Consider the following 9,979-nt stretch of genomic DNA (forward strand, 5'->3'; position numbering starts at 1 on the left):
AAAAGATTGTAACGGAAAGCCTGACCTCGCTGTAACGCTAGTGGAAGCGAGGGAACGCCCCGAAATATCCCGACACTTCGGAAAAGGATAAACCCTGAAATGAATTCAGGGTAAACCACTATAATTTAAAATAATCAATATACGTATTCAAATCTTTATCGCCGCGACCGGAAAGATTGATGACTACCACGTCTTCCGGTTTGAATTTCATTTCGTCCAGAACGGCAAAGGCATGCGCACTTTCAATGGCGGGAATTAGTCCTTCCATTTGAGATAATTTGATTCCCCATTGCATCGCTTGATCATCGGTAATTGAGATGAATTGCGCTCTTCCGGTGGCGAATAAATTGGCATGCATAGGACCAACTCCTGGATAATCCAGTCCTGCTGAAATGGAATACGGTTCGGTGATTTGGCCATCCGTTGTTTGCATCAACAATGTTTTACTTCCGTGAATAACGCCCACTTTTCCTAAGGCAGAAGTTGCGGCACTTTCTCCGGAATCAACTCCCAAACCTGCTGCTTCGACCGCAATAATATTCACGTCCTCATTGTCCAGAAAATGATAGTACGTCCCGGCAGCGTTGCTTCCGCCACCTACGCAGGCAATCACATAATCCGGATTTTCACAACCTTCTTTTTCCAGTAATTGTTCTTTGATTTCCTTAGAAATAACACTTTGGAAACGCGCTACCATATCCGGATAAGGATGTGGTCCCACGACAGATCCAATGATATAATAGGTGTCAACGGGATTGTTAATCCAATCGCGAATGGCTTCGTTAGTAGCATCTTTTAAGGTTTTTGAACCTGACATTGCCGGACGAACTTCGGCACCTAACATTTTCATTCGAGCCACATTTGGCGCTTGACGCTTGATGTCAATTTCACCCATATAAACGATGCATTCCAGTCCCATTAGCGCACAAACGGTTGCTGTTGCTACGCCATGCTGACCAGCACCGGTTTCAGCAATGATTCGTTTTTTACCCAAGCGTTTGGCTAACAAAATTTGACCGATGGTGTTGTTTACTTTGTGAGCACCAGTGTGACATAAATCTTCTCTTTTCAGGTAGATTTTAGTGTTGTATTGCTCAGATAATCGCTTGGCAAAATAAAGTGGCGTAGGACGACCTACATATTCTTTTAGCAAAGCATCAAATTCAGCTTGAAATTCTGGCTCTGCTGTAATTTTTAAATAATTTTGGCGTAATTCTTCCACATTTGGATATAACATTTCAGGAATGAAGGCGCCTCCAAATTCTCCGTAATAGCCTTTTTCGTTGACGTTGTAACTCATTTTGTTTAAAGTTTATAAGTTTAAAGTTTTCAAGTTATTCTTGAAACTATCTAATTTTTCTATGTTTTTTAATCCCGGTTCTATTTCAAATTTACTGTTTACATCAATGGCGTAAAGCGGTAAATTGGTTTTTGCTATTTCTTTTACTGCTTCTATTTCGTCTATTCCGATTCCGCCACTCAGAAAAAACGGTTTGCTCGAAGGATACTTTTCTAAAACTTTCCAGTCGAAAGTGGTTCCGTTTCCGCCTGGTAATTTTCCTTTGGTATCAAAAAGGAAATAGTCACAAACAGTTTCAAAGGGTTTCAGTACGTCAAAATCAAAAGAATCATCTACCGAGAATACTTTTATGATTTCAATTTTATTTTCAATTTTATTTTTCAAATCCTGACAAAATGCAACCGATTCCTGTCCGTGTAATTGAATGGCTTGCAAATCGTATTTCTGGGCTTTCGCCAAAATAACTTCGATATTTTCATTTACAAAAACCCCCACTTTTTTAATTGATTTTGGTAAATCTGGAATCACGCTGTCAAAATACCGAGCTGATTTCTCCCAGAATATAAAGCCCATATAATCGGGTAGGAGCGCACCTACTTCGAGTATATTCGCGGGATATTTCATGCCGCAGATTTTTATCCCCACCCCAGCCCTCCCCGAAGGGGAGTGAGCCGAAACCGGGTTAGTTTTTGTAGAAATGTTTTTTGAAGTTGATTGCATAATTAAATAATTGCTACAAGTTGCTAGTTCCCCCTTCGGGGGTTAGGGGGCTAATTGTTTAATAAATTCCATTGCTGCTTTACCGGCATTATCTGTTTTCATAAAGTTTTCTCCAATTAAAAATCCTTTGTAACCAAAAGGTTTTAGTTCGTTGATGGCTTCAATAGATGAAATTCCGCTTTCAGAAACTTTTACAAAATCATTTGGGATTTGTGCTGCTAATTGCTTGCTGAAATCCAAACTCACTTCAAATGTTTTCAGGTTTCTATTGTTGACACCAATCATGTCTAATGTGGACATAATCGATTTTTCCAGTTCTTCCTGATTGTGAACTTCCAGTAAAACTTCGAGTCCTAAACTTTTAGAAAATTCCGATAAGGATTTGATTTCCTCTCGTGTTAAAACTGCTGCGATAAGCAAAATTAAATCGGCTCCATGTGCTTTTGCTTCTAAGATTTGGTATTCATCTACAATAAATTCTTTTCTTAATAATGGGATGTTTACAGTGGCTCTTGCTAAAAGTAAATCGTCTAGCGAACCACCAAAATATTTTCCATCCGTCAATACCGAGATTCCGCAAGCACCCGCATTTTCATATCCTTTGGTAACTTCTTCCACCGTAAAGCTGTAATTGATTTCGGCTTTGGAAGGCGAACGGCGTTTGTGCTCCGCAATAATTCCTGATGTGCTGTTTCTTAAATTGTTGCTTAAAGAAATAGTCTTTTTCTCAAAGAAAACAGAAGCTTCCAATTGCGAGACAGGAATAATGGATTTCTTGAGGATGACTTCTCTTTTTTTGTCAACTATGATTTTATCTAAAATGTTCATTTATTTTTTTGTTTCAAGTTTTCTTTGTTTCAAGTTTAAAGTTGTTCGAAATTCCAACAACTTTAAACCTTAAACTTTAAACTGTTTTATTTGCTTAATTCTTGTAATTTTTTCAAAGCTACAAGTCCTTTTCCGGATAATAAACTTTCTTTCGCTATTTGAAATCCTTCTAAAGGAGAACATTTTGTAACGGTTGCAATTGCCATTGCCGCATTGGCACAAACCACATTATTCTGGGCCTCGTTTCCTTTTCCCGAAATAATATCGGTAAATATTTGTGCCGATTCTTCGATGGTTGTTCCGCCTTCGATTTCGCTTTGCAGCAAAAGGCGAACACCAAAATCTTCTGGATTTAACATTCCTTCCATGGAACTGGTAATTGTTTTTGTTGGACCTGTCAACGAAACTTCATCATACCCGTCAAGCGAATGCAGGATCGTGAAATTAGTATTCGTGTTTTGATACAAATACGCATACATTCTGGCCAGTTCTAAGTTGAAAACACCAACCAACTGATTTTGTGGAAATGATGGATTTACCATTGGTCCCAACATATTGAAGAATGTTTTTACGCCCAATTCTTTTCGAATAGGTCCCACATTTTTCATAGCGGGGTGAAATAACGGCGCGTGTAAAACACAAATTCCTGCTTTGTCGATACATTTCTCTAAGAAATCAGTATCATTACTGAACTTGATTCCTAGTTTTTCCATTACATTGCTCGATCCAGAAATTGACGAAACCCCGTAATTTCCGTGTTTTGCCACTTTTATTCCTGCTCCCGCAGCCACAAAAGAAGCCAAGGTTGAAATGTTAAAAGTATCTTTCCCATCACCACCGGTTCCGCACAAATCGATAGTATTATACGCGGACAAATCTACTCGAATACACAATTCTAGCAGGGCTTCACGGAAACCGGCAAGCTCATCGATGCTAATGCTTCGCATCATATAAACCGTAAGAAAAGAAGCGATCTGGCTGGTGTTGTAACTCCCGTTTGAGATATTAACCAATACGTTTTTTGCCTCTTCTTTCGACAGGATTTCATGGTTAATTAATCTGTTTAATATATTTTTCATTTTTATATATGTCTTAAAGTTGAAAGTCTTAAAGTCTTAAAGTCTTTCGACCTTATGACATTTGACTTTATGACTAGTTTTTCACCCAATTCTCTAATATCTTTTTTCCATTTGGAGTTAAAACACTTTCGGGATGAAATTGTACACCGCGAACATCATACATTTTGTGTCGCAATGACATTACTTGTCCGTTTTCGTCAAATGAAGTTGCTTCCAGAACATCTGGCAAATTGGAATCAACTACCCAAGAATGGTAACGTCCTACTTCAAATTCGTTTCCTAATCCTTCAAATAAAAGTTCATCATCAACAACGGTTTTCACATTGGTAGCCACACCGTGATACACTTTGTCTAAATTGGAAAGCGTTCCTCCGTAAACTTCGCCAATAGCTTGTTGACCTAAGCAAACTCCAAAAATACTTTTGGTTGGTCCGTATTTTTGAATCACTGCTTTCAATAATCCTGCTTCATCTGGGATTCCAGGTCCTGGAGAAAGAAGAATTTTATCGAAAACAGCAATTTCATCAATATCAAATTCATCGTTTCGGTAAACGGTTACTTCGCAATCTAAATCTTCGAGATAGTGTACCAAATTATAAGTAAAACTATCGTAATTGTCTATGACTAGTATTTTTTTCATTTTCCTCCCCCAGCCCCTCCGAAGGAGGGGAGTACCTATTGGGGTAAATAGGTTTTTTTATTTTTATTTTTATTTACAACTACATAAGTTGCTGATTTTTTTAGATTTGGCTCCCTTCCCTTTGGGGAGTGTTGGGGAGGGGATTTATATCGTTTCCGCTAAATCTAAAGCTGCATTCAAAGCTCTCAACTTATTGTATACTTCCTGCATTTCGCTCTCCTCATCGGAACTGGCAACAATTCCGGCTCCTGCTTGAGAATGCAATTGATGATTTTTACTAAGGAAAGTCCGAATCATAATGGCGTGATTAAAGTTACCTTCAAAATCCATAAAACCAATGGCGCCTCCATAAAAATTACGATTTGTTTTTTCATAATCTTCAATCAATTGCATCGCTCTATGTTTAGGTGCGCCGCTCAATGTTCCTGCCGGAAAAGTATCAGCAACCACTTGCATCGTTGTAGCATTTTCATGCAAATATCCCGTTACTTTTGAAACCAAGTGTATGACGTGAGAGAAAAATTGTACTTCTCGATATTTCTCTACATTTACATCATGACCGTTTCTGCTCAAATCGTTTCTGGCCAAATCCACTAACATCACATGCTCACTGTTTTCTTTTTTATCAATGGATAATTCTTTGGCAAGAATCGCATCTTTTTCGTCATCTCCAGTTCTCTTGAAAGTTCCTGCAATAGGATGAATTTCGGCTTTACGGTTTTTGACAATAATTTGAGCTTCGGGTGAAGAACCAAATATTTTAAAATCCCCGTAATCAAAAAAGAATAAATAAGGGGATGGATTAATACTTCTCAACGCTCTGTAGACATTGAATTCATCGCCTTTGAAGCCTTGTGTAAACCTTCTTGATAAAACCAACTGGAAAACATCACCACGGAAGCAATGTTTTTTGGCCAAAGCCACATTGTGTTTGAATTCTTCGTCAGTCAGATTCGAAAAACCTTCGCCTTCTTTCGAGAATTTATAGGAAGCAATATTTCGGGATTGCAACAATTGCTCAATTTCCGAAATGTTGTTTCTGCCGTCTAAACTATGAGAAAAAATATACGCTTCATTCTTGAAATGATTGATGGCAATGATGTTTTGGTACACGGCATAATACACATCAGGGATGGTATTGCTGTTCTCTTTTTTGGCAATGTTTACTTTTTCGAAATACCGAACCGCATCGTACGAAATATATCCAAAAAGTCCATTGTTGATGAATTTAAAATCGTTCTTCTCGGATTTAAATTGACCGGAAAATTCTTGAATTACTTCTGGAATATTGGTAGTGGCATCAATTGCAATTTTCTCAGAACTACCATCAGGGAAAGTCTTGTAAATAGTTTCGTTTTCTATTTTGATAGAAGCAATCGGATTACAACAGATATACGAAAAACTGTTGTCATTTCCATGATAATCGCTGCTTTCCAGTAGCAAACTATTGGGGAATTTATCCCGAATTTTGAGATACACACTTACCGGGGTAATGGTATCTGCAAGGATTTGCTTGTAATTGGTATTTAAGTTAAATGATTTCAATTTTTATATTTTTAATGTTGTGTGTTATGGTAAATTTTGCACAAAAAAAAGGCCTGTCGTGATGACAAGCCTTTTTATATTTATAGTTTAAATAATACTATAGGAGCTTAGTTCACGACGACTGACGTAAATTGTTCCACCACCAAGTATTGTTTAAAATTGTTTTCATCTTTTATTTTTGTTGCAACAAATATAGAAATGAAATTCGATTATTCAAAAATTTATTGCGTTAAAAAAAAATAAAATTAGATATTTTTTGTTAAATAAATTTTTAGGTTTGAATTTATAAAAAAAGCAAACCTAAAAAAAAACATACTAACGTTAAAAAAAGCAATCCTGAATGTTACAATCAATAAAATAGGGTAATTCCGTTATTCAAAATTTGAAAGCACTTTAGACTTTAATTACCACTGACTACTATGGGGTCAACTTTTAGCCTAAAATCAAAGGTTTTTTTAGGGTTGGACTCTTTAAAGAGTGCCGAATGACTTGTCTTAGAGTATTCAATAGAAAAGGATTCATTGCTATACCAATTTTTTATTTCCGGATCATTAGCAGGTATTTCGCTTTGAATACCTCCATCACAGTTATTAATGAGTACTGTTTGTAAATTAATTTTAGCCAAATTAGCTGAAATATTAGCTATTTTGCCTTCTAATAAAATGCAGTTTTTAAATCCGGAAACAACACTGTTATTTAAACTAAAATAACTTTTGTCTTTAATGTAAATGGCTTCTCGAACTAACCCTTGATTGTTTTCTTCTAAATTTGCCAAAGTAATATTTGTAGCAGTTATTTTGGTCAGTTTTTTGGTTACATCTGCATTTTCAATTTTATCAAAAGAGTCGATTTCAAAGCATCTGGAACCAGAAACATCTGATGAAAACGGATAACGAATAGCAAGACTATTGCTAATGTTGCATTGTGCACCTTGCGTAAAATCAAAATCATCATCAGTTGCTCTAAATGAAATAATATTATCAAAATTTACATCTCCACCATAACACTCATAAGAATCATCATTGGAATAACTGATTTGAATAAAATTAAATTTAGTTTTTCGACCAACACCTGCCAATGATAAGCCATTAAGTTCTTTCAGAGCATTAAGTTTTCTTCCGGAGAATTCGATACGTACATATTTTAAAATACCGGAATTGCTATCCTGATTTTGTCCTCCATAATGGTTTGCCATTGGGTCTAAATTAAAGTCCAAAAATCCTACTCCGCCAATTTTGTTTATTGGAGCTTCTCCCATTATAATAATGCCTCCCCAATCTCCCGGTTTTCTGGCAGAAATTTCTCTATTAGAAGTAAAAACAATCGGGTCTGTTTGTTCACCTTCGGCCATTATTTTAGAGCCTTTTGATATTACCAGAGTGCCGCATGTTTCTACATCGCCACGTATAACAGTTCCTGGCTCAATGGTTAAGACAGCATTATTTGTGATGTATACAACACCAATTAATCTATAAGTATTTTTTTTATATAGTGTAAGGTCGCTATCAATTACACCAGTCAAAATGTTTGTAGTCTCAGGGTACTCTGCAGCTGTAGGTTTAAAATTAGTCCAATTCCCCATCCAATTTGTGTCACCGATAATGCCTTTTATTTGTTGGGCATTTATTGTCATGCTATTTATCAAACAGATTATAGAAATAAATATTGTTTTTTTCATAATTAAATTTTGTTAGTGAAATATTAGAAAGATATTTGTTTATAAAGATTTACATTATGTTTTTTGGGTAACAAAAAACATAGTATTCATTTTTATGAGTTTTATGATTTGTTTATTTTTCAAAATTAAGCAGGTTGTGTTAACTGAATAAGCATTGAATATTAACGATATGTTACTATAGGATTTATTATGTAAATTTTTGATATCACTACAAATTCAAGATTTAAAATCTAAAATTCAATTATTTCTAAACCAAATTCATTATGTTGTTTTACATTAAATTTTAAATAAAAAAAAGCCCTTGTTTTACACAAGGGCTTAATTTTTTAAATGATTTAAAGTCGCAGCAATTACTTGTTACGGTTTTAAAATATCACTTCTGAGATGAAATTAGAATTTCAAGGCTACAGCTAAATTGAAATCATCATTGATTGCTTTGTCTCCTAAGCTGTCAAAGAAACTTCCAGAACCATATTTAATATCGTATTTTGTTCTGTCAATTTTTACATTAGTTGTAGCTGTATTAGCAGTTGTAGTTAAATCAAAAGTAACTGGTTTAGTGATTCCTTTAATTGTTAAGTCTCCAGTCACAGTGTATACATTAGGAGCTTTAGTAACTAATTTTTTGAAAACTAAAGTTGCTGTTGCAAATTTATCAGTTCCAAAAAAGTCATCAGCTTTCAAGTGACCTTCTAGTTTTTCTTTACCTTGACCAGCTTTTAAGTCAGTAACTACAATTGAATTCATGTCTACATTGAATGTACCACCAACTAATTTTTTTCCTTTGAAAACTAAAGCACCATCTTTAAGGTTGATTGCACCTTCATGTTGTCCTGTTACTTTTTTTCCAGTCCAGTTGATAGAACTTTTTGCAGCATCAACTTTTTTAGTTTGTGCTGTAACTGATACAGTAGATAAAACTACTACTAATGCCAATGCGATTGATTTGAAATTTTTCATGTGTTTGATTTTGAATTTAGATTAATATTTAATTTTGAACTAGTAATTTATAATGTGATGAATAAATCTTCGTTTGATTTTCTAACTTTTTTGTAATGTTGCGTTGCATCCTCATCATGTCTGTATCCAAGGGTTGCAATTAAAGTAGCATTTAGTCCTAATTTGTCAAGCCCTAATATTTCATTAACCTGAGCAGGAACAAAACCTTCCATTGGAGTAGCGTCTATCTTAAGTTCAGCTGCTACATTCAATAGATTTCCTAAAGCTAAATAGGTTTGTTTTGCTGTCCAAATATTTTTTTCTTCGTCAGAAAGAGAAATAATTTTAGATTTCATAAAATCCCCATAACCAGCTAAAGCTTCAATTGGAGTATTTCTGGTTTGACTTATGTTTTTGATATAATCATCTATAGCCAAATCATCAAGATTCGTTTCATTAGCAAAAATGATTAAGTGTGAAGCTTCAACAATTTGCGATTGTCCCCAAGCTGCCGGTTGAAGATTTGCTCTCAATTCTGGATTTTCAACGATAATAACCTTATACGGTTGCAATCCATAAGATGAAGAACTCAAACGAATGGCTTCTTTTAAAGTATTTAAATCTTCAGTTGTTATTTTTTTTGTTGCATCAAATTTTTTTGTTGCATATCTCCAATTTTGATTTTCTAGGAAAGTACTCATAATGTATTCTATTTATTGATTTCTATATTTTTCTAACAGATGATTTAATTGATTTATCTCTTCAGCATTTAAATTTTTTGAAAAAAACTGCTCGTGTGCAATCACTTTTGGATCTAATGCGGCTAAAACATCTAATCCTTTTTGTGTAATTAGCACTTCTATTTTGCGTCTGTTTTCAGGACATACTTTTCGAGTGACTAAATCCTTCAACAATAACTTATCTACTAATCGGGTAGTGTTACTGGTTTTGGCTAACATCCGTTCTTGAATCACGCACATGTTTGCCGGATTTCCTTTTTGACCTCTTAATATTCGGAGTACATTATATTGCTCTCCGGAAATTTCATGAGGTTTTAATATTTCATTAAAATTTTCTGTAATCACATTTTGTGTATACAAAACATTTAGAATAATTTTTTTGGAATTATCCATTGGAACAGTCGATTTTAAAATTTCTTCAATTTTCATATTTGTATATATGTAATTTGTTGGTACAAATGTAACATATTTTATAGTTGTATATACAAATGTGAATTAAATTTTTGTTAA

At 34.7% G+C, this 9,979-nt stretch carries 10 protein-coding genes; all 10 read right to left on the reverse strand.

Annotated features, from left to right (window positions below):
* Positions 1-118 precede the first annotated feature (118 nt).
* The 10 genes from trpB to BMX64_RS05685 all read right to left on the reverse strand — a co-directional run bounded on the left by trpB (position 119) and on the right by BMX64_RS05685 (position 9,898).
* The gene (gene trpB, locus BMX64_RS05640; protein ID WP_091168148.1) at positions 119-1,300 is read right to left on the reverse strand and encodes a tryptophan synthase subunit beta; all 1,182 of its coding nucleotides are present in this window, start codon (positions 1,298-1,300) and stop codon (positions 119-121) included.
* 12 nt (positions 1,301-1,312) lie between these two features.
* Positions 1,313-1,945: a phosphoribosylanthranilate isomerase gene (locus BMX64_RS05645; RefSeq protein ID WP_449528457.1), complete on the reverse strand. Its 633-nt coding sequence runs from the start codon at positions 1,943-1,945 to the stop codon at positions 1,313-1,315.
* Between the two features lie 117 nt (positions 1,946-2,062).
* Entirely contained in the window at positions 2,063-2,848 is a 786-nt protein-coding gene (gene trpC, locus BMX64_RS05650) for an indole-3-glycerol phosphate synthase TrpC (RefSeq protein WP_091168151.1), read from the reverse strand.
* A gap of 86 nt (positions 2,849-2,934) precedes the next feature.
* Positions 2,935-3,927: an anthranilate phosphoribosyltransferase gene (gene trpD, locus BMX64_RS05655; RefSeq protein WP_091168155.1), complete on the reverse strand. Its 993-nt coding sequence runs from the start codon at positions 3,925-3,927 to the stop codon at positions 2,935-2,937.
* A gap of 73 nt (positions 3,928-4,000) precedes the next feature.
* Positions 4,001-4,567: an anthranilate synthase component II gene (locus tag BMX64_RS05660; RefSeq protein WP_091168158.1), complete on the reverse strand. Its 567-nt coding sequence runs from the start codon at positions 4,565-4,567 to the stop codon at positions 4,001-4,003.
* A 144-nt stretch (positions 4,568-4,711) separates the two neighbouring features.
* On the reverse strand, positions 4,712-6,112 hold the full coding sequence (locus tag BMX64_RS05665) for an anthranilate synthase component I family protein (RefSeq protein WP_091168161.1): 1,401 nt from the start codon (positions 6,110-6,112) through the stop codon (positions 4,712-4,714).
* 400 nt (positions 6,113-6,512) lie between these two features.
* On the reverse strand, positions 6,513-7,790 hold the full coding sequence (locus tag BMX64_RS05670) for a hypothetical protein (RefSeq protein ID WP_091168165.1): 1,278 nt from the start codon (positions 7,788-7,790) through the stop codon (positions 6,513-6,515).
* Positions 7,791-8,180: 390 nt separating this feature from the next.
* The gene (locus BMX64_RS05675) at positions 8,181-8,750 is read right to left on the reverse strand and encodes a YceI family protein (RefSeq protein WP_091168168.1); all 570 of its coding nucleotides are present in this window, start codon (positions 8,748-8,750) and stop codon (positions 8,181-8,183) included.
* Between the two features lie 47 nt (positions 8,751-8,797).
* Entirely contained in the window at positions 8,798-9,430 is a 633-nt protein-coding gene (locus BMX64_RS05680) for an NAD(P)H-dependent oxidoreductase (RefSeq protein WP_091168173.1), read from the reverse strand.
* 12 nt (positions 9,431-9,442) lie between these two features.
* Positions 9,443-9,898, reverse strand: a complete 456-nt coding sequence (locus BMX64_RS05685; RefSeq protein ID WP_091168180.1) for a MarR family winged helix-turn-helix transcriptional regulator — start codon at positions 9,896-9,898, stop codon at positions 9,443-9,445.
* Between the last annotated feature and the right edge of the window lie 81 nt (positions 9,899-9,979).

The organism is Flavobacterium sinopsychrotolerans (assembly GCF_900110375.1).
Taxonomy (GTDB): domain Bacteria; phylum Bacteroidota; class Bacteroidia; order Flavobacteriales; family Flavobacteriaceae; genus Flavobacterium; species Flavobacterium sinopsychrotolerans.